We start from the raw sequence: 19,502 nt of genomic DNA, 5'->3' as shown, positions 1-19,502 counted from the left end.
TTAGTTGGTTTTTTATTTTATTGAGTTGGTCTAGGTGATATAATGGACAATTTAGATATGAAAATTCTAAGCAGATTATTGAATAATTGTAGAGAGTCAGATAGACAAATTGGAATGGAATTAGGGATTTCTGGAGGAGCAGTGCGTGCAAGAATTCGAAAAATGGAAGAAATGAAAATTATTGAAGAATTTTTCATTAAAGTTGAACCTCCTGTTTTGGGATATGGTGTTTTGTATTTTGTAGTATCAGGTGAAGATATTAATGAAATTTTAGATCAGATAGTCCTTGTAGGGGAACCATTTTTTGTTGTTCCATGTGTAGGTGGAATTACTGTTTGTAGTATTGTTGTAAAAGATAACATGGAACAAAAAATTCAACTTGCAAATAAATTGATGAAAGATGTTAGAGTTTTGTCTATTTTTGAAGCAGAGAATCCTGGATTTAATTCAAATCTTACTAAAACAGATTTAGAGATACTAGATAAATTAATCAAAAACCCCATAGCGAAAATTGAAACAATTGCAGAAAAGACAAACATGTCCACAAAAACAATTACCAGATGCATTGAAAAACTACAAGAAAATGATGGAGTTCAGTTTACAGTGATTTATGATCCAAAAAAAATTGAAAGATATATTCCTCATGCCATATTAACTTGGATAGATGGAGATCTTAAAGAAACAATAGAAAATATGAACAGAATATTTTCAAAATCATATTTACAAATTCCATTTATTGCTAAAAATCAAATAGTTTTGTTTATGTATAGTGATAATATTTTCAAAATGGATGAAATAACACAAAAAGTTAGAACTGTTAAGAATGTAAAATCAGCAGACTTGTTTATTCCTAAGAAAATTTCATTTCATATCAAATGGTTAGAAAAAGCTATTAAAGATTTTAAGAAATCATCAAAATTACATCTAACTTATCAAACAAATTAAATAATAATAATTTCTAAGATTTTAGATGAAGAAAAAGAAGATCTATGAAGGAAAAATTTTAGGCCTTAGTGTTTATGATGGTAAAATAGAAGGAAGGAAAGTAAAACGTGAAATGATAGAACATAGAGGAGCTGCTGCAATGCTTGCCTTTGATGATGAAGAAAAGATCATTCTTGTAAAACAACATAGATTTCCTCATGGATACGTATTAGAAATCCCTGCAGGAACTTTAGAAAAAAAAGAAGAACCAATAAAATGTGCCCACAGAGAATTAGAAGAAGAGACTGGATATAGAGCAAAAAAGATGACGCCCCTCATTACATATTATCCATCTATAGGTTATAACACAGAGATAATTCATTGTTTTGTAGCCTCAGGATTAAAGAAAATTGCAGATTTGAAACTAGATGAAGATGAGATTTTGTCAGTTATAAAAATGGATTTGAAGAAACTATTGAAATTAATTAAATCTGGAAAAATTCAAGATTCAAAAACAATATGTGCGGTTTTGACTTATGCAGCCAAAAAGAAACTTTACTAATCATTCATTATAGATTGGTTTAACAAGATCTGCAACGTCGGCCCAAGATTGTGCAATTTTTTCATACATATAGACTAAATCAAGAAATTCAATTGGAATTTGTTTTTTATTTCCTAATGCAATTCTTAATTTACTTAAATTTTGTTCATATTTTTTATGTAATGATATTGCTTCAATTGCTAAAAGTCTATCAGGTTTTGTAAATGCATCAATTGATTTTTCTGCAAGTATGCTAAAATCTTTTACCATATCAAAAATCTTTTTTGAATGCTCTTGTGATAAAGTTGATTTGTAAATAAAATTTGAAAGTTCAACTATAGAATCACCAGCATTTTCAAGAAGATTTGCTGCAACCCTATAATCAAGTACATCAATATTTTCTAAATTAAATGCATTAGCTAATTTTTTATCAACAAGCGCACTTCGGATTAAACGAACTAACAAAAAATATTGTCGATTCACTTCGACATCACGTTTTGATAATGTTTCTAAATTAGATTTATCATCTGAAATTAATCCTTTTGATGCGTCATCATACATTCCAAGTGCAATTGAACTCATTCTCTTTAGAATTTTTTCTGGATCAAGTGTTGTTGCATCTAAAAGAAATTGCATATTGATATGAGATGCATCCTCTTCAATGATTTCCATACCTACTAATCTTCTCATTGAATTACGAATTTTTTCTCTATCTTCTCCTGGTATGCTGGATTTGGAATTTATTTTGAATACATCATATCCTAAAAGGTAAGCACCTGTAATGTCAGCTACTATGTTTTCCTCTTTTGGTAATGGATATGAAATAACTAGTTCTTTTGTTGTACGTGATTCTTTGTTTAGAGATATTGAAATGCTATCATGTCCAGTTTCAATCTCAACCTGACTGGATTTATCTAGATTGTTTGCATCAATCCATTCTTTTGGCAATGACACTAGGATGGTGCTTCCAATTTTTTGTAGGCGTCGAATAAATTTAGTCAATTTATACTAATTTAATTAATTTAAACCATATTCTTATATTTTGTGTAAAATTTAAACTGAGATCAATGGAAGCTAAGGCATTTTGTCCTGCCCACATTACAGGTTTTTTCAAGGCTCATTTAGAGGACTCTCAAAATAATTTAGAAAATTTAGGTTCGATGGGCGCTGGATTTTCAATTAAACATGGCGTAACTACAAAAGTAAAAATTAATACAAAAAATAATCAGCAATCAAATTTTCATATTACAACAAAAGGATATCAATCAGATAAAACCGATGTATCAGAATATGTTTTAAATGAATTTTTAAAGCTTGGAGAATTTTCAGATACATTTTTTGATATTGAACATGAAATTTTGATTCCAGTTGGGTATGGTTTAGGTTCTAGTAGTGCTGTTGCTTTATCGTTATCTTATGCACTAGATCAAGCTCTTGATACTAAATTGGATAAAACAAGAATTGGACAAATTGCACATAACGCAGAGGTAAATTGTAAAACAGGACTAGGAGATGTTTTAGCTTCATATCATGGAGGATTTGAAATTCGTGTTAAACCAGGTGCGCCTGGAATTGGGAGTGTTGAAAAAATTTTCACAGATAAAATTACTATATTGATGATATGTTTCTCTCCAATTTCTACAAATAAGTTCATCAGAGAACGTTTATCACAGATTAATGGCATAGGTGGGAAAATGGTAAAAAAGTTATTAGAATCAAAAAATTATGAACATTTTCAAGATATGTCTTTAGAATTTGCAAAATATGTAGATGTTATGACACCAAGAATGCAAAAATTGGTTGATGAGTTATCACAAAAGAATATCAAATGTGGAATTGCATTATTTGGTGAAACAGTTTTTACAATGATTCCAAAAGAGAAAGAAAATGATGTTTTAGAAATTTTACATAAATATTCTGATGGTTCAATAATAAAATCAGAATTAGATGATCAAGGAGCCAGAGTTCTTTTTAATTGATTGAAATTACATGTCACTAATTCCTAAATCACATCCAAGAGCTAAATCATTACTTATTAGAGAGAAACTTGTGAAAGGATTTGATAATGGTTTAGTTGCAAAAGAAGGGTTGCTAGCACAAGGCAGAGGTGAAGCTTTTGATTATCTATTAGGTGAGAAAACAACAAACTCTGCAAAAAAGGCAATAAGAGCTGCTGCAGCTCAGATTCTTTTAGCAGAAAGACCAGTAATATCTGTCAATGGAAATATAGCTGCGTTGTGCCCTAAAGAAATTGTAAAACTATCAAAGCAAACCAAGGCTAAACTTGAGGTAAATCTGTTTTATACTAACAAAAATAGAAAACAGGCAATCATCAAGACTCTCAAAAAATCAGGTGCAAAGATGATTTTAGGTTCAAATCTCAGTACATCTACAAAATTACCTGGAATTGATTCAGCAAGAAGAATAGTTGATAAAAATGGAATTTTTGCTGCAGATGTTGTAGTAGTACCATTAGAAGATGGAGATAGAACAATAGCTCTAAGAAAAGCAGGAAAAATAGTCATTACATTTGATCTAAATCCTCTTTCTAGAACTTCCCAAACTGCAAATATTACAATTGTAGATAATGTAACACGCGCAATTGATTTACTAATATATGACTCAAAGAAATTATCTAAAAAAAATCACAGTTCACTTAGAAAAATAGTTGATGATTTTGACAATAAAAAAAATCTTTCAGAAAACATACTTGAGATTAGAAAAAATCTAACAAGAGGTGCTAAGATTGCATAAATCAGTATTAGATATTTTAAAAATGAAAAAAGAAAAGAAAAAAATTTCTGTCATTACAAGTTATGATTACACTTTAGCATCACTTTGTGATAAAGCAGGAATTGATGTACTCTTAGTCGGAGACAGTGCAGGAATGGTAATGTTAGGATATGAAAATACAATTCCTGTGACAATGGATCAAATGTGTATGTTTACAGAAGCAGTCAGCAGAGCAAGAAAAAATGCACTCTTAATATCAGATTTACCATTTATGTCATACCAATCTAGTATAGAAGACGCGATTAATAATTCAGGAAAATTAATCAAAGCAGGAGCTGATGCAGTAAAGCTTGAAGGAGGTTCAATAATGACTGAAACAATTAGTGCCATAGTTGACATTGGAATTCCAGTAATGGGACACATTGGATTACAGCCACAAACAACAATGCTTTCAGAAGGATACAAAGTTCAAGGTAAAACAAAAGAATCTGCAATGAAGTTAATTGAAGATGCAAAAGAGCTTGAAGGAGCAGGTGTATTCAGTATTGTATTAGAAATGGTTAGCCATGAAGTTGCTGAGATAATATCTCAAACAGTTAGTGTTCCTACAATTGGAATTGGTTCAGGTATTGGTTGTGATGGACAAGTTCTAGTTGTTCAAGATTTACTTGGAATGTATGATAAAATTAAACCAAAATTTGCTAAAAGATACATGAATTTATCTGAAGATATTGTAAAATCCCTTGAAGATTACAAAAAAGATGTAAATTCAGGAGCGTTTCCTGCAGAAGAAAACTGGTTTTCTATGGATGATGAAGAGTTGAAAAAACTACGTGAGCAAATTGGCAGTTAAGAAAGCAAAGAAAAAAGATCATCCATCACTTGATATAGTTACTTCAAAAGGTGTTGAGATTATAGGGAAAAAAATAGTTCTTTGTGTGGCAGGTAGTGTTGCAGCATACAAAGCAATTGAATTAGCAAGATTACTAATGAGACATGGTGCTGATGTAACATGTGTTACAAGTAATGCGGTAACTAAATTGATACAACCAGATTATTTTAAATGGGCTACTGGAAATGAAGTAATAACAAAACTTACTGGTGAATTAGAACATATTAGATTAGCAGATTATAAACAATCAGATTTAGTGATTGTATATCCTGCAACAGCAAATACACTTGGTAAACTTGCAAATGGAATTGATGATACTCCAGTTTCAACAGTGCTTACTGTAGGATTTGGATCCAAAATTCCAATTCTGATGTGTTTAGCAATGCATGAATCAATGTATGATAACTTAGCAGTTAAGAAAAATATTGAATTTCTAAAAAATAAAATTCAATTCATTAGTCCCCAAATGATTGAAGGAAAAGCAAAAGCACCAGAACCAGAGGATGTTTTAGAGATTGTGTTGAAAAAATTTGGATTCTCGTCAATTTTAAAAAATAAAAAAGTACTGATTACTGCAGGTCCTACATTAGAATACATTGATCCTGTAAGAGTAATTACAAATATTAGTTCAGGAAAAACTGGAATTCTTTTAGCATCTGAATTGATTTCTGCTGGAGCAAAAGTCACTATTATTTACGGACCAGGAAATGAAAAACCTTCTAAAGGTGCAAAAGTTATCAACGTTACAACAAGTAAAGAGATGTTAGATATAACTAAAAAAGAATTAAAGAAAAAATTTGATGTTGTTATTATGGCAGCAGCTGTATCAGACTATACTCCAGAAAGTGTATCAAAATCCAAAATTAAAAGTGATAAAAAATTCCTTACAATTAGGCTCAAAAAAGTGCCTAAAATAATTGAACAAGTAAAAAAATTGCAAAAAGATACACTGTTGGTTGGATTCAAAGCAGAATCCAATATAACAAAAAGTGCATTAATCAAATCGGCTCAAAAAAAGATGAGAGATGCTAATGCCGACATTATGATTGCAAATGATATTGGTAGTAAATATCAAAAAAATCCTGATCGTAATCAGATCTTAATTATAGATAATAATAAAATAAAATCATCAGGTTGGAAGCAAAAAGAAAAGATTGCTAAATTAATTAGAAAAGAAATTGAACAGAAACTAAAATGAAAAATTCTGAGCTTAAAAAATTAATATCACAATATAAAGAACTTAAAGAAAAAAAGGAAAAGAAACATGCAAATAGTTTTAAAATTTCAGAAACTCTAAAGATAATTGAACATAGATATTTTCATGAGACAGGAAGAAAATTAAAATCAGATCTGGGGGAATTAATCTAAAGTTGTCTTTGTTAAAATCACTTGAGTACAAAAAAAGAAACATTACAGTATGGAATGAAGTAGCACCACGTTACCATAAAAGATGGGCAAGTGTTAGTAAAGGACCATTCCAAAGTACAACTAAATTAATAGAATTAGTTGAAATTAACAAAGGAGATTCAGTACTTGATATAGCATGTGGAACTGGTGTTGTTACAAAAGATATTAGAAAAAAAGTAGGAAATTCAGGATATGTAGTAGGTGCAGATACTTCAAGCACTGCAATCAAAATTGCAGAAAAATGGAGTGGAAAAAAATCAAATGTAGATTTTCTAAATATTGATGCGGAAAATTTTAACTTTTCAAAGAAATTTGATATCATTACATGTCAGTATGCATTGTTTTTCTTTCCAAATGCCGATAAAGCATTAAAAAATATGAAAAATAGCCTCAAAGAATCAGGGAAAATAGGAATATCCGTTCATGGTAGGGGAGATAAAGTTCCATTTTTTAGCAGTATTTTAGATTCAGTAAAAGAATTCATCCCTGAATATGTTCCACCAGGATCCCCAGATCTTGATAGATATGGCACAAAATCTGCATTAAGCACAGAAATTAGTAAGGCAGGGTTCTCAAAAATTTCAGTTAAAGAATTTATTTTTCATTACAGTCCTGGGAAATTTACAGATTATTGGAATAATTATATCAAATACATCGCAAAACCACTAAAAGAGAAGTTAAATGAATTAGATTATTCAAAAAGAAAAGAATTGAAACAGGTTGTAAAAGAGAAGACATTACAATATACAAAGAAAAATGGAGAAATTCTATTTCCTTGGCAAGTTTTAATTTTAACTGCAAAACACTAGAATTTAGGAAAAGTAATGGTAAAAAATAACAAGAAAAAAGAAGAAAAACCAAAAAAGAATGATTTCAAATCATTTCTTCGTAAAAGAGCACCAATTTATCTTGCAATTATTACAATCTTTGTAATCTTTGCTATTCCAGAATTAACAAAGAGTGATCTTCAAAGTAGATTTCCTGAACTCACATCGGAACAAAAACAGGTTGTTGATATATTGATGAACTACAACGGACCAAATGAATCAGGACTAACAGTAATGGAGGCAATAACAAACAAAATTAGTGAAGAATATCCAGATGAAAAAATTTTTGATAATAAAAAAACCATAGTTGAATTATCAGTCTCAAAAGTAAATGATGAAGAATATCATTTTATCTTAGATTTTGAATCATACAAAGGTGAATTAAATTATGATTGGAATGTAAATAAGATTTCAGGGAAAATTACATCTAACAATCAAGATTCAAAACATATTATTGATTTAGTAGATTTTTATGATTAGACTCAAATTTGTACTAAATCTTTAGTAAATTTATGCATTACAATTGGTTTTTCATTTACTATCAATGAATCTTCTATACGAATTCCGAATTTATTTTTAATATATATTCCAGGTTCAACAGTAATTGCCATATTCTTTTGTAATTTTGTTTCACTTCTGTAAGAAATTGTTGGAAGCTCATGAACTTCTAATCCAATTCCATGACCAGTAGAATGAATAAAGTATTGACCATAATTTTTTTCTTCAATGTATTTTCTACAAGCAAAATCAACATCTTTACAGTATGCATTAGGTTTTACAGCTTTAATGCCAAGTTTTTGTGATTCCTTGACAATTTCATATGCTTCATTTGCTTGTTGTGAAATTTTCCCAATTGCAAATGTTCTAGTCGCATCAGAAACATATCCTTTGTATCGTAAAGTAAGATCAGTCACTATCAAATCACCGTTTTTGAATTTTCTTTGTGTTACTTGTGCATGAGGAAGTGCACCATTTGGACCTCCAGCTATTATCAGAGGATTTAATGTAGATTTGTAACCAGTGTCAAACATTTCTTGTTCCATTGCATATGTCATCAGAATTGTTTGCAATTCGGATTCCTTTTGACCTACTTTCATCTTTTTTGAGCATAGATTGAACATTTCATCTATTATTTTAGATGCTTTTTTGAGAATTTGGATTTCTTTTTCGTCTTTGATTATACGTGAATCATAAAATGGTTCTGTAGATGATGTAATCTTTGGAATGGATTTTTTCAGAGACATCATAACAGAGTAATTTTGGCAATCAGTACAAACTTGATTTTTTTTGATTTTTTCAATTAAAGAGGATATCAAACCAGTGCCTCTTTCTGCTGTGATTACATCACAGTCTTCAGATTCTTCTTGTGCTCTACCTACTTCTAATTCTGGAGCAATTATCGTAGTTTTACCATTTTTCTCTAGCAACCCTATTGCTTCTCCCCAAAAGCCAGTCATATAGAACAGATTTTCAGGCTCAAATGTAACTAGTGTATCACAATCAATTTTTTGAGCGAATTTTAAAAGATTTTTTCTTCGTTGCTTCATACAAAAATATCACACATTCTCAATTTATGTATGATGTAAAGTTTGTATATGGAAAATTAAGTTTGATCGCTGTGACAGAAGAAAAAGAAAAGAAAAAAGTAGTTGCTTTGTTATCTGGAGGTCTAGATAGCCAGCTTGCAGTGCGTATGATGCAAGAGCAAGGATTTGATGTTTCAGCTGTTGCAATAAAGACTCCTTTTTGTGATTTTGATTGTGGAAGAGGGTGTGGTTTTGAAATTAGAGAAAGAGCTGATGATCTAAATGTTAATTTAAAGACGGTTTATCTTGGTGATGAATACATTGAGATGTTAAAACACCCAAAACATGGAATTGGTGCGGGTTTTAATCCATGTGTTGATTGTAGAACTATGATGTTTGATGCTGCAAAAAAACACATGGAGGAGATCGGTGCAGAATTTATCATATCCGGAGAAGTTTTAGGACAACGTCCAATGAGTCAACACGCACCTGCATTAAGAATTATTGAAAAAGAATCAGGATTGATTGGAAAAATAGTAAGACCACTTTCTGCGGGATTACTTCCAGAAACAGATCCTGAAAAAGAAGGATTGATCAAAAGAGAAAATCTTGGAATGATAAAAGGTAGAACAAGAAGAAATCAATTAGAAATGGCAAAAAAATATGGAATTGAAAATCCACCTAATGCAGGTGGAGGTTGTTTGTTAACAGAACCACAATTTGGAATTAAAGCTAAGGATTTGTTTGAACATGTTGAAACTCCAACAATCAACGATATTGATTTGTTGAAAATTGGAAGACATTTTAGATTAGATGAAGAAACAAAATTCGTTGTTGGAAGAAACAAAGATGAAAATGAAATGATCAAAGCAATTGCATTACCAGGAGATATTTTGCTTGAAGCCAAAGATCATCTAGGACCCATTTCAATTTTACGTGGCAAAAATGCAAAAGATCATGTAGAATTCGCAGCATCTGTAACACTAAGATATTCAGACGCGCCAAAAAATCAAGATTGTATTGTAACTGTGAAAAATGAGAATTTAACTGAGGAAATTAATTCCCAATGTGCAGAAGAGCAATCCTATATTAAATTCAGAATGTAGGCGTGAATTTTTTTAAAAATTAGTTAGAACTAAGGAAGAGTTTTTGAGGGAGTAGATCGCCATTTTCAATAAGGATGCAAAAGCAAGAAAGCCCCACATATCTAAAGGCTATAACCATTAGAGACATCAGTGATGTTCATTCCATAAAAGAAGACATCAAAAAAGAAATGATTTTGATTTTGAGAGTTACACCATTAGCTCAGAAAGATGTAGAGCAACTAAGAAAGGTTGTTGAAGAATTGTATTCTATTGCAAAAGCTGCTGATGCAGATATTGCAAGATTGGGAGAAGAAAGAATTATTGTTGCTCCATCTAACATAAAAATTTGGAAACCAGAATACGATTTAAAATAATTTAATTGCTTCTTGAATTTGAGGATAATGGGCAGGCACTCTGTACATTCGCCTAATATTCATTGCAAGATTTTCTGATTTCTTGCGTTCTCCGTGATTAACAAGGACTCTTCGAAGTTTTGGTCTCAACCTTTGTACAAATGACATTAATTGATTATAATCACTATGACCACTGAAACCATCTAGTTTTTCTACACCACAATTGATTGTAACAACTTCAACTTTACCTTCTTTTCCCAACATAGTTGCTTGTTTGGAGCCATCAAGAACTCTTCTTCCTAAAGTTCCATTAACTTGATATGAAACAAATAATACTTTATTTTTCTTGTCAGGTGCAATATTTTTGAAATATTCTAAAACAGGTCCACCTTCTAGCATTCCTGATGTTGCTAAAATAATACATGGTGAATTTTCTCTCATTGGTTCCTCTCTTGCATCTCCGTGTTCAATATTAGTGAAATATTCTGAATCAAATGGATTGTCATCAGTCTCTAAGATCTTTTGTTTTAGTTCTTTTGCAAGATATTCGGGATATGATTCATGAATTGCAGATGCCTCAGAGATCATTCCTTCTGTAAATACTGGAGCTTCAATCATTTCTCCTGATTTCATATAATGATCAATTACCATCATTATCTCTTGGGCACGTCCAACAGCAGGAATTGGAATTAGAACTTTGCCTCCATCAGCTAATGTATTGTTAACTGCATTAATGAAAGCGGATTCTACCTCTTGTCTGGTTGGTTGTATGTCTTCTTTTAGTCCGTATGTACTTTCAATCAATAATGTTTCTACTCTTGGGAAATTCCAACTAGCAGCTTCAAACAAAATACTTTTTCCAAATTTGATATCACCGGAATAAACAAAGTTATGATCACCATTTCCAATATGAAAATGACATAAAGCAGAACCAAGTATATGGCCTGCATTTGCCAGAACTAATTTGATATCAGGAGAAATATCAGTTACAGTTCCATAAGGTAGAGTGATAGTCTGTCTCATTATTTGTTTTACATCTCTTTCTGAATAAATTGGAGTTCTGCCTTGAGCAGAAGCTACTTTGATTGCATCTAATTGAATGAGATTCATCATAGGAAGAGTTGGTTCAGTACAATAGATTGGACCTTTATAGCCATATTTGCATAAAGCCGGTAAAAATCCTGTATGATCCAAGTGTGCATGTCCAATTACTATTGCATCAAGATCATCAAGGGTAATATCTAGAGAATCCAGTCTAGGAAAAGCATCCATTGGAGAGCGAGCACCAGGATTAATTCCACAATCAATTAAGATCTTACTTTCGGGAGTAGATAGTAATAAGGAGGATCTTCCAACTTGGCCAAATCCACCTAAAGTATAAAGTGAAACTTCAGTTCTTTGAGACAGCCTAGGTCTAAAAATTTCATCTCCTACTTGTTTGAGTTGTTTGCTTCTCTCAGCAGAAGATTGCTTCAGAGTTGCATTGATTGTTTGAATTGTTCTTGAAGGTATAGTAGTTGCTTTTCTAATACGCAATTTCCAGCCCATTTTTTCGGTGACTTCAGCATGATTGAACTCTTTTGCGTTTCTTTGTAGTAACCATGGTCTCTTTGCTTCAACTGAAACTTCGCCGGTTGCAGTATCAAAGATTGTTCCTTGTAGTTTTGCTTCTTCTGGAACACATTCTGCTATAATTCGTCTAGCTTCATCTTCAGGTTTTCTAATTGACTCATCAGTTCTTACAACAATCCTTTTTTTGATAATATTTACAAGGTTTGAAATTGTTTCATTATTTTCCATAAGATATCTAGGAGCATTTGTATAAAGAGCAATTCGTGGTCCTTCGTATTCGATTTTTGTTACACTTGCCTCTTTTGGTATACTTTGCAGTATGGTTGCCATTATATTCTGGCTACTAGGAGGTAATTCTTTTTGTTGTTGTTTTCTTTGCATTAAATCACTAAAGTTCGATAACTGCTTTCTTTTGTTCATCGGTCAAAAGACGGAATCCGTCTTTATCCATTATTGCGATGTTAATTCCATCGCCTGTTCCAATGTTTCTAACAATTGCGGCTTTAACAGCTCGTAGAGCTATTTTTTTAGCTTCTTCAACTGTGAGATCTTCTCTATATTCTTCTTCAAGCAAACCATAAGCTACTGGTGAGCCGCTACCAGTTGTAACATATGATTTTTCTTCAACTGAACCAAACATATCAATATTAAATAAAGCAGGACCATTTGCATCATAACCACCAACTAAAATGTCAGCCATAAATGGATAGCCTCTATTTTGATGAAATATCAATGAACAAAGTCTAGAAAGTGAATGAATAGAAATTGGGCCTTGTTTTTCAACTCTGTGAAGATTTGCATGATAACGTAAAATATCAACAATGTTTTGAGCATCTGCAACGCCACCAGCGAGAGTCAATCCTGCATGTAAGTCAATTTTTTGGATTTTCATGGTATTGTTATTTGCAATAAAATAGCCTGCACTGGCTCTCATATCAGCACATAAGACAACGCCGTCTTTAGCCTTGATACCTACAGTGGTAGTCCCGTGCAGAATTTTTTCTTCAACATTATTTGACAAAAATACACCTTTTAAGATAAAGTGAATGGCATCTCACCCTTTTAAATAACTTTTTGATCACTTGAAATCATAAATAATGACAAAAAATCAGGATCGCATGCAATCACATACTATGGAATTGCCAAGACAAATTGTTGTAGGTGAAAAAAATATCTCTGAATTTGGGGGTTTTCTCCATAACCTCACTAAACCAAAGAAAGTATCACTGATTTCAGGAAGTCATGTAAAAAAAATTCTTAAAGAAAAAATTGAAAAATCACTAAAATCAAAAAAAATTCAATTCGTATGGCATTTATCAAAAGATAATCAAATTTCTAGTCTAAAAAAAATTGAAAAAGATGTCAAAAAAGATCATTCCGATATAGTTGCTGGAATTGGAGGAGGTCGCTCTGTAGATGCTGCAAAAATGGTTTCTTTTAATTTAGACATTCCATTTGTCAGCGTACCAACTGCAGCATCACATGACGGAATGGCAAGCCCATTTGTTTCAGTAAAAACAGATAAACCACATTCAATTGTTGCCAGCGCACCTTTGGGAGTTTTTGTAGATATTGATATTATAAAAAAAGCACCTACCAGATTGCTTTCAAGTGGATGCGGTGATTTGATTGCAAACATAATTGCAGTAAAGGATTGGCAATTAGGTCATGAAAAAACTGGTGAATATTATGGTAGATATTCAGCAGATTTAGCATTAATGAGTGCAAATATTGTGATAGAAAATTCAAGGAAATATGCCAAAAATGGATTAGATGCAAGAGTGATTGTAGAAGCTCTGATTAGTGCAGGAGTTGCATCATGTATTGCAGGTAGCAGTAGACCATGTTCTGGTGCAGAGCATCTTTTTTCTCATGCATTAGATAAGATTGCACCAGGAAAAGGATTACATGGCGAAAAATGTGGATTGGGTTCAATCATGATTTCAAAACTTCAAGGACAGGATTGGAGAAAAATTGCAAAGGCTCTCAAAGATCTTGGTGCTCCTACAACTGCAAGACAAATCGGTTTGAAAGAAGAACAAATCATTGATGCACTAATAATTGCACAAGAATTAAGACCTGAGAGATACACAATTCTCAAAGAGATTGAAATGACAGAAAGAAAAGCAATGAATCTTGCAAAGAGTACTAAAGTAATTTAAGCTGTTTTTTGTTCAGGTGTTTTTTCTATTTTTTCAGGAGTTTTTTCTGGATTCTTCGCCTGAGTTTGTTTGTTTATATGGGTTTCAATGAAGTTCACTTTTTCCAATGTTGGAACAAACTTGAAAATATCTAATTGAATGAAATGTTTCATGATTTGTAATCCATCAGCACGTAAAATTTCTTCAGGAATTGTGATGTTCACTTCTTTATCCTTTAAGACAAATGAAATTTTTGTATCTTCAACAGGTAATCTGTTTTTAAGAATTCCATCAATTTTGTCATTTGGAGAATCAAGAGACTTTATTACATTTACATCAAATAAGATAGTTTTTCCTGCGTATCTGTGGTTGTAGTCTATTTGCACTCTACCAGATCCAATAAAACGGATAATTCCTCTTTTATTATCAACTTCTATTGTATCACCAACGGAGACTTTCTCTGCATCTTCACCTAGTTTTCTAAGTGGAATCATTCTAACTTTTCCAGAATCTCTTTCACCGAAACCTTTGTCAGGTGTAACTTCAACTGTTAGTTTGTCACCAGCTGATGTTTTTGCAAGTGCTTCATCTAATCCTTTTAGAACAGGATAACTAACTTCTCCAATTGAAACCAATTTTGGTTGATATTTTACATTTTCTTCATAGATAGAATGTTTTTTTGCATCTTCTTCAATAGTGGTATCAAATATTTCTTCAGTGTCTTTTACTTTTGCAGTATAGTCTACTAAAATTAATGATCCTTTATCGAAAGTCAATGTGATCGGTCTCGAATTTCCTTATATTAAGTTAACAGGATTTAGAGAGCTTTCAGTTTTTCTTCCGCAGTTTTTAGTCCTGCTTGAGCATCTACATCATATCCCATCATTGCTAATGTAGATGAAATTGCAGAGATGGTTCTCATTACATGATATGGACTAACTTCTCCCATACATCCAACTCGAAACACTTTACCTTTAAGATTACCAAATCCGCCTGCAACTAACACTTTGAATTTATCAGCTAGTGTATTTCTGAAAGTTTTGTCTTCAAGTCCTTCCAAGTAATTTAATGCAACAATTGAAATTGAACGGTCTTCTTCTTTTGCAAATGGAGTAAGACCCATTGCACTTAATCCAGAGTATAATGCATCTGAACAAATTTTATGGCGATTAAAGACATTTTGTAATCCCTCTTCTAGCATTATTGACAATGCTTCTCTATATGCATAAAGTAAGGGAAGTGCAGGTGTGAAAGGAGTATGTTTCTCTTCATCATAATATTTGAAATATCTAGCTAGATTGAAATACATTGTAGATGGTGGATTTTCTATCATGTATTTTTTGGCTTTAGCACTAACAGATATTGGTGAAATACCTGGCGGAGCTGCAATTGCTTTTTGTGCACCAGTCATACATACATCAATATTCCATTTATCCACTGGTAATTGAGCACCACCAAGCAATGAAACAGAATCTACAACATAGAATGCATCATTTCTAGATGTCAAATCAGATACTTTATCAAGATAATTTACCATTGTACCAGTAGAAGTTTCATTGTGAACAACATAGAATGCTTTAACATCTTTATTATTATCAAATGCTTCTTTTACTTGATCAAAAGTTGCATTTTCTCCAGGCGGAGTTTGTAGTTTAACAACATTAGCTCCTTGTCCTTCAATTAGTTGTGCTAATCTATTACTAAATTCTCCATTTACAGGAATTATGATTTTATCATCTTTTTTAACCAAATTTACAACACCAGCTTCAACAGCACCAGTTCCAGATGCAGATAAAGCAACAATATCATTTTGTGTTTCAAATACTTGTTGAGTTTTTCCTACTACATCAGTGTATAATTCAACAAAATCATCACTTCTGTGATTAATAATAGGTGCAAGCATTGCTCTCATTACTCTATTAGGTACATTTGTTGGACCTGGGAGCATTGAAAGATATTCCATATGTTATCTATCACAGTGTGTTATGGGGTTTATTTATAATTAGAGATTTTTTAAACGATCATTGGCACTAGTGTTTATCAAAAAATTTTTTGTCCCTTCAGGAACAAGATGATCCCATTTTTGATCGCTAATTATCAAATCTCTAATATTGGTTCCAGATAATTCATTTCTTTTCAAAAATGGAATTGGAACTACTTTGACGGTTCTTTTAGAATACAGATGATTTGTTAATTCATCATTAGAAAAAACTATATCAAATTTAGGTACAATAGTATCTATTTTCTCAATCCATTTAACATGATTATCCAAATCAGGAATAAAATAAATTGAAATTCTCTTTTTCATAGAATCATTAATTGATGAAAGAATCATTTCTTTTCGTTCTTCGGCAGAAAATGGATTGCTTTTTTCTGTAGGCTTGTTTGAGCTACCCAAACCTATCCATAATCTATCCACTTTAGATAATGCAAATCGTAATGCCTCAAGATGACCCAAATGGAAAGGTTGGAAACGTCCTATTAACAATCCATTCATACAGAAATATAGAAAATTTCTTTGTAAAAAAAGTATCATAAAGAGTACTTGGTGAAAAAAACTATGAGTTTTTTGAAAATTAATGGAGAATTTGGTGAAGGAGGAGGCCAAATAATACGTTCTGCAATTACACTTGCATGCATTACAAAACAATCAATTCATTTAGAAAATATAAGAAAAAACAGAAAAGTTCCTGGATTAAGACCACAACATCTAACAGCTGTTAAAATTCTTCAAAAAATTTCAAATGCAAAAGTAATTGGAGCAGAAATAGGTTCTACAGAATTAAAATTCATTCCAAGAGATCTTGATAATTTAGAATTAAGTGAAGATATAGGTACTGCTGGAAGTATTACTTTAATTTTACAAGTACTAATTCCGGTAGTTGCAATATCCCAAAAAAAATTAAGTTTAACAATTAAGGGAGGCACAGATGTTCCGTGGAGCCCTTCTTTTGAGTATACACAGCATATTCTAAAAGAAGCATATTCAAGAATGGGTATAGAATTTTCTCTTCAATTAATTAAACGAGGTTATTATCCCAAAGGAGGTGGAGAAGTAAAATTACAAGTATATCCTTCTCGTTTGAAATCAATATTATTTTCAAAAAGAAAAACAAATAATGTAAAATTAATTTGTACATTCTCAAAAATCCCGATTGAAATAATTAGAAATGAAATTAAACGAATCAAAAAAAAGTTATCAGATGAAAATTTTAATGTAGAAACAGAAACTAAAAATGAAGATGCAATAGATTCGGGTGCATCATTATTAATTTACAGTATTGATGAAAATTCCATTATTGGAGTAGATTCATTATTTAATAAAAAAACACAAAGTTTTGATTTGGATTTTGATAAATTTATTAATAATTTACAAAGCGTGGATGAAAATTTAGCAGATATGCTTGTAGTTCCTGCAAGCCTAGGTCCTAGAAAAACTACATTTTTGATAAAAGACATTACAAAACATTTGGAGACAAATTTGTTTGTGACGTCAAAAATTACAGGTTGTAAATATGGGGTCGGGAAGTTAACTAATGGTTTTGAAGTAATTATCGAGGGAATATCAAACTCCAGCATCAAGTAAAGATGCAAAAAATAAAATTGCCACTGACAACACTACAGTAATTTCTCCAAGAATAATAATTTTTTTTCTTAATTTTTGAATTTGAGATTCAGGCATTTGGTTTGACATTATTTTTTCTTCAATGTCTTTACGAATTACTCTAACATGTATTGCATATGTAATTATTAACGCAATAACAAGAATTATTTTAATAACAAGAAATGTTCCATAGCTTGTTGCAGCAAGTAAATCAGGTTTACCAAGTAACATATGCGAACTGTATAATCCAGTAGCCATCAAAATAATTAATGAGGGAACAGCAATTTTGTTAAATCGTCTTCCTACACGAATCATAATTTGCATTCTTTCTTCAAGAGAACTAGTCATAGTTTTTAGAAGTGGAGAAAAAACAATTCCAATGAAAAGTGAACCACCTACCCATATTGCAGCTGAAACAAGATGTATCCATGTAAGAATTGCTTGTTCTAAGGCAGTCATAGATAATGATATTTCTGATTAAATATTATGTATTTGGATCTTGATAACGTTTTTTAGTTATCTATAATCTGAGACAGTGGAATGGCTCTTCAAAGCAAGATGACAGTTTATGCAGCAGTAGTTGGAGTTTTAGGATTAATGGGAGGAATTGTTTATTACGCTAGTCTTGATAATGTAGATCTTGATCAAGTTGAGATTGAATTAACAAATGTAGAATTGATAGATGTTAGTTCAATAAATAATCAAGCAAAATTTGAAGTGACATTTCTAGTAAAAAATCCAAGTGATAAAACATTTACAGTTTCAGTAATAGAATACAATCTTTATGGGGATGAAACATTATTAGGTTCTGGAATTTATTCTACGGCAGATATTGCATTGCCTGGAAGGGCGCTGTTTAGTTCAGGTGCCGAAATTCCTTTGAAAAATACATTTGTTTTAAGTAAGGACGATGTTAATACAGAAATTTATGAAGCAATAATAGATAATAAAATCACTAGTTTTAGTGCTGAAGGAAGTATCACTACTCAATCTTCTTGGAGCGAAGCACAGAAAGAATTCAAAACTGGTTATTAAAATGGGCCGAGTGAGATTCGAACTCACGATCACCGCCGTGTCGAGGCGGTATCCTAACCAGCTAGACTACCGGCCCAATGAAGTACAAAACTAAAGATTGACATTATTAACGTTTAACAAAAGAAGAATAAAGGAGAAATATATTGACAGATGATTTTACCGAAGATGAAAAACGAGGCTTCTATAAGGCAATTTATTCAAGACGAGATGTAAGATCTCATTTTACCTCCAAACCTATAGAAGATGAGATTTTATCAAAAATTCTTCATGCTGCACATCATGCTCCATCAGTTGGGTTTTCACAACCATGGAATTTTATTTTAATTAAAGATGATCAAACAAAAAAGAAAATAAAAGAATCTTTTCAGGATGAAAAAAAACGTTCATCACAATTGATTGAAGAGCCGAAAAGATCAAAATATCTTTCATTCAAGTTAGAGGGAATTTCAGAATCTCCCGTAAATTTGTGTGTAACATATGATCCCACAAAATTTGGACCATTTGTTATTGGTAGATCAAGTATTCCTGAGGCAGGTCTTTACAGTGTGTGCTGTGCAATTCAGAATTTATGGTTATCAGCAAGAACTGAAGGAGTAGGCCTTGGTTGGGTAAGCATACTATCAAATGAAACTCTAAAAGAAGTTTTAGAGTTGCCCGAACATGTAATTCCTGTTGCATACTTGTGTTTAGGTTATGTTGATGATTTTGCAGAAAAACCAGATCTTGAAACTGCTGGATGGTTACCAAGACTAGAATTGAAAGATGTTGTATATTTTGAAAAATGGAATGATAAAGAAAATAACAATTGGAAAAATATTCAAAAAATGATCAAGGATAATCTTGATTACGCTTAAATAATTAA

Annotated in this window: 23 protein-coding genes and 1 tRNA gene; 15 read left to right on the top strand and 9 right to left on the bottom strand. The window is 31.6% G+C overall.

What is annotated here, in order from left to right; translation table 11 throughout:
• The first annotated feature begins 42 nt into the window (after nt 1-42).
• Both K5783_RS08330 and K5783_RS08325 read left to right on the top strand, forming a co-directional pair.
• The gene (locus K5783_RS08330) at nt 43-945 is read left to right on the top strand and encodes an AsnC family transcriptional regulator (protein WP_297473670.1); all 903 of its coding nucleotides are present in this window, start codon (nt 43-45) and stop codon (nt 943-945) included.
• Nucleotides 946-970: 25 nt separating this feature from the next.
• The gene (locus K5783_RS08325; protein ID WP_297473669.1) at nt 971-1,486 is read left to right on the top strand and encodes an NUDIX hydrolase; all 516 of its coding nucleotides are present in this window, start codon (nt 971-973) and stop codon (nt 1,484-1,486) included.
• Here K5783_RS08325 and K5783_RS08320 read toward each other — a convergent pair whose 3' ends face one another.
• Nucleotides 1,487-2,467 carry a phosphate uptake regulator PhoU gene (locus K5783_RS08320; protein WP_366939177.1) on the bottom strand — a complete coding sequence of 327 codons (981 nt, stop codon included), beginning with the start codon at nt 2,465-2,467 and terminating at the stop codon, nt 1,487-1,489. It lies immediately after the preceding gene.
• 65 nt (nt 2,468-2,532) lie between these two features.
• Between K5783_RS08320 and K5783_RS08315 the strand changes: the two genes are divergently transcribed.
• The 7 genes from K5783_RS08315 to K5783_RS08285 are packed head-to-tail and all read left to right on the top strand — an operon-like array spanning nt 2,533 to nt 7,804.
• Complete coding sequence (locus K5783_RS08315; RefSeq protein WP_297473667.1) at nt 2,533-3,444, top strand: GHMP kinase; 912 nt, start codon at nt 2,533-2,535, stop codon at nt 3,442-3,444.
• Between the two features lie 10 nt (nt 3,445-3,454).
• Nucleotides 3,455-4,219 (top strand): 4-phosphopantoate--beta-alanine ligase, encoded by a 765-nt coding sequence (locus K5783_RS08310; protein WP_297473665.1) that lies wholly within the window; start codon nt 3,455-3,457, stop codon nt 4,217-4,219.
• Nucleotides 4,212-5,051 (top strand): 3-methyl-2-oxobutanoate hydroxymethyltransferase, encoded by an 840-nt coding sequence (gene panB / locus K5783_RS08305; RefSeq protein ID WP_297473664.1) that lies wholly within the window; start codon nt 4,212-4,214, stop codon nt 5,049-5,051. The genes K5783_RS08310 and panB overlap by 8 nt, the downstream gene beginning before the upstream one ends.
• Nucleotides 5,041-6,288, top strand: coding sequence for a bifunctional phosphopantothenoylcysteine decarboxylase/phosphopantothenate--cysteine ligase CoaBC (gene coaBC, locus K5783_RS08300; protein ID WP_297473662.1), 1,248 nt, complete (start codon nt 5,041-5,043; stop codon nt 6,286-6,288). Before panB ends, coaBC begins: the two co-directional genes overlap by 11 nt.
• Nucleotides 6,285-6,458 carry a hypothetical protein gene (locus tag K5783_RS08295; protein WP_297473660.1) on the top strand — a complete coding sequence of 58 codons (174 nt, stop codon included), beginning with the start codon at nt 6,285-6,287 and terminating at the stop codon, nt 6,456-6,458. The genes coaBC and K5783_RS08295 overlap by 4 nt, the downstream gene beginning before the upstream one ends.
• A 2-nt stretch (nt 6,459-6,460) precedes the next feature.
• A complete protein-coding gene (locus tag K5783_RS08290) occupies nt 6,461-7,306 on the top strand; it encodes a methyltransferase domain-containing protein (protein ID WP_297473657.1) in 846 nt (281 codons plus the stop codon).
• Nucleotides 7,307-7,321: 15 nt separating this feature from the next.
• Nucleotides 7,322-7,804: a hypothetical protein gene (locus tag K5783_RS08285; RefSeq protein WP_297473655.1), complete on the top strand. Its 483-nt coding sequence runs from the start codon at nt 7,322-7,324 to the stop codon at nt 7,802-7,804.
• Nucleotides 7,805-7,806: 2 nt separating this feature from the next.
• On the opposite strand, the gene K5783_RS08280 is transcribed toward K5783_RS08285, so the two are convergent.
• Nucleotides 7,807-8,871 carry a Xaa-Pro peptidase family protein gene (locus tag K5783_RS08280; protein ID WP_297473654.1) on the bottom strand — a complete coding sequence of 355 codons (1,065 nt, stop codon included), beginning with the start codon at nt 8,869-8,871 and terminating at the stop codon, nt 7,807-7,809.
• 71 nt (nt 8,872-8,942) lie between these two features.
• On the opposite strand from K5783_RS08280, the gene K5783_RS08275 reads away from it, so the two are divergent.
• Together K5783_RS08275 and sepF are read left to right on the top strand one after the other, a co-directional pair.
• Nucleotides 8,943-9,956: a tRNA (5-methylaminomethyl-2-thiouridylate)-methyltransferase gene (locus K5783_RS08275; protein WP_297473651.1), complete on the top strand. Its 1,014-nt coding sequence runs from the start codon at nt 8,943-8,945 to the stop codon at nt 9,954-9,956.
• Nucleotides 9,957-10,030: 74 nt separating this feature from the next.
• Nucleotides 10,031-10,309, top strand: a complete 279-nt coding sequence (sepF, locus tag K5783_RS08270; protein ID WP_109877515.1) for a cell division protein SepF — start codon at nt 10,031-10,033, stop codon at nt 10,307-10,309.
• Here sepF and K5783_RS08265 read toward each other — a convergent pair.
• Nucleotides 10,301-12,241 carry a beta-CASP ribonuclease aCPSF1 gene (locus K5783_RS08265; protein ID WP_109877516.1) on the bottom strand — a complete coding sequence of 647 codons (1,941 nt, stop codon included), beginning with the start codon at nt 12,239-12,241 and terminating at the stop codon, nt 10,301-10,303. The genes sepF and K5783_RS08265 overlap by 9 nt on opposite strands.
• Nucleotides 12,242-12,248: 7 nt before the next feature.
• Nucleotides 12,249-12,881, bottom strand: a complete 633-nt coding sequence (gene psmB / locus K5783_RS08260; RefSeq protein WP_297473647.1) for an archaeal proteasome endopeptidase complex subunit beta — start codon at nt 12,879-12,881, stop codon at nt 12,249-12,251.
• A 76-nt stretch (nt 12,882-12,957) separates the two neighbouring features.
• Here psmB and K5783_RS08255 point away from each other — a divergent pair, with 76 nt between their 5' ends.
• Complete coding sequence (locus K5783_RS08255) at nt 12,958-14,022, top strand: NAD(P)-dependent glycerol-1-phosphate dehydrogenase (RefSeq protein ID WP_297473645.1); 1,065 nt, start codon at nt 12,958-12,960, stop codon at nt 14,020-14,022.
• On the opposite strand, the gene K5783_RS08250 is transcribed toward K5783_RS08255, so the two are convergent.
• The 3 genes from K5783_RS08250 to K5783_RS08240 are packed head-to-tail and all read right to left on the bottom strand — an operon-like array spanning nt 14,019 to nt 16,498.
• A complete protein-coding gene (locus K5783_RS08250; protein ID WP_297473643.1) occupies nt 14,019-14,777 on the bottom strand; it encodes an FKBP-type peptidyl-prolyl cis-trans isomerase in 759 nt (252 codons plus the stop codon). The two genes, K5783_RS08255 and K5783_RS08250, sit on opposite strands and share 4 nt — an antisense overlap.
• A 41-nt stretch (nt 14,778-14,818) precedes the next feature.
• A complete protein-coding gene (locus tag K5783_RS08245) occupies nt 14,819-15,964 on the bottom strand; it encodes an alanine--glyoxylate aminotransferase family protein (protein ID WP_297473641.1) in 1,146 nt (381 codons plus the stop codon).
• Nucleotides 15,965-16,003: 39 nt separating this feature from the next.
• Nucleotides 16,004-16,498 (bottom strand): nicotinamide-nucleotide adenylyltransferase, encoded by a 495-nt coding sequence (locus K5783_RS08240; RefSeq protein WP_297473640.1) that lies wholly within the window; start codon nt 16,496-16,498, stop codon nt 16,004-16,006.
• A 63-nt stretch (nt 16,499-16,561) separates the two neighbouring features.
• Here K5783_RS08240 and rtcA point away from each other — a divergent pair, with 63 nt between their 5' ends.
• Nucleotides 16,562-17,587, top strand: a complete 1,026-nt coding sequence (gene rtcA, locus K5783_RS08235; RefSeq protein WP_297473638.1) for an RNA 3'-terminal phosphate cyclase — start codon at nt 16,562-16,564, stop codon at nt 17,585-17,587.
• Here the strand turns inward: rtcA and K5783_RS08230 are convergent.
• Nucleotides 17,567-18,064, bottom strand: a complete 498-nt coding sequence (locus K5783_RS08230; protein WP_297473636.1) for a CopD family protein — start codon at nt 18,062-18,064, stop codon at nt 17,567-17,569. The genes rtcA and K5783_RS08230 overlap by 21 nt on opposite strands.
• A gap of 81 nt (nt 18,065-18,145) precedes the next feature.
• Between K5783_RS08230 and K5783_RS08225 the strand changes: the two genes are divergently transcribed.
• On the top strand, nt 18,146-18,640 hold the full coding sequence (locus K5783_RS08225; protein WP_297473634.1) for a hypothetical protein: 495 nt from the start codon (nt 18,146-18,148) through the stop codon (nt 18,638-18,640).
• Nucleotides 18,641-18,642: 2 nt separating this feature from the next.
• Here the strand turns inward: K5783_RS08225 and K5783_RS08220 are convergent.
• Nucleotides 18,643-18,716, bottom strand: a tRNA-Val gene (locus tag K5783_RS08220).
• A 67-nt stretch (nt 18,717-18,783) separates the two neighbouring features.
• Between K5783_RS08220 and bluB the strand changes: the two genes are divergently transcribed.
• Nucleotides 18,784-19,494, top strand: a complete 711-nt coding sequence (gene bluB, locus K5783_RS08215; protein WP_109877524.1) for a 5,6-dimethylbenzimidazole synthase — start codon at nt 18,784-18,786, stop codon at nt 19,492-19,494.
• Nucleotides 19,495-19,502 lie beyond the last annotated feature (8 nt).

The sequence above is a fragment of the Nitrosopumilus sp. genome, from assembly GCF_025699125.1.
GTDB lineage: Archaea > Thermoproteota > Nitrososphaeria > Nitrososphaerales > Nitrosopumilaceae > Nitrosopumilus.
The sequence above is the reverse complement of the archived record's forward strand: the minus strand, read 5'-3'. Positions and strand labels throughout refer to the sequence as shown.